The sequence below is a fragment of the Alteromonas sp. ASW11-130 genome (assembly GCF_026183735.1).
Lineage (GTDB): Bacteria > Pseudomonadota > Gammaproteobacteria > Enterobacterales > Alteromonadaceae > Alteromonas.
This window is the reverse complement of record NZ_JAPFRE010000030.1, coordinates 1-578: the sequence shown is the minus strand read 5'-3', so window position 1 is coordinate 578 and position 578 is coordinate 1. Positions and strand designations below refer to the sequence as shown.

General features: G+C 44.3%; 1 protein-coding gene. It reads right to left on the bottom strand.

Annotation, left to right across the window (positions count from 1 at the left end):
- Positions 1–443, bottom strand: a 443-nt coding sequence (locus OPS28_RS11740; protein WP_442863993.1) for a flagellin N-terminal helical domain-containing protein, incomplete at its 3' end; no start/stop codon positions are given.
- Positions 444–578 lie beyond the last annotated feature (135 nt).

Below are 578 nucleotides of genomic sequence, written 5' to 3'. Positions count from 1 at the left end.
ACCTGGAAGTCAGCTGAATAACTTCCGTTTAGTACGTTTACACCGTTAAACTGGGTGTCAGAGGCAATACGCGACATTTCCGTTTTAAGCGCTGCCACTTCTTTTTGCAGTGCCCCACGGTCAGCATCAGAGTTGATACCGTTTTGTGACTGAATAGCTAACTGACGGATACGCTGTAGCGTATTGGTGGTTTCGTCTAACGCACCTTCGGCAGTTTGTGATAATGAAATCGCATCGTTAGCGTTACGCACGGCCATATTAAGACCTTGAACCTGCGTGGTCATACGGTCAGAAATTTGTAGACCGGCTGCGTCATCAGCGGCACTGTTAATGCGGAAACCTGATGACAGACGCTCAAACGATGTATTAAGTGAATTGTTCGTATCGAACATTTGACGTTGTGCGTTTAATGCTGAAACGTTAGTGTTAACAAACATACTCATGGACTCTCTCCTAAACTTATCGACCAGCTTGGCTGATTTTTTCAAACTCTTCAAAAGTAAGGTAAGCACACTGTTTGCCGTGTTTTGTCACCCTGGCTCTTTCAAATACTGTATCGTCGAAGGAAAAAAATCCTT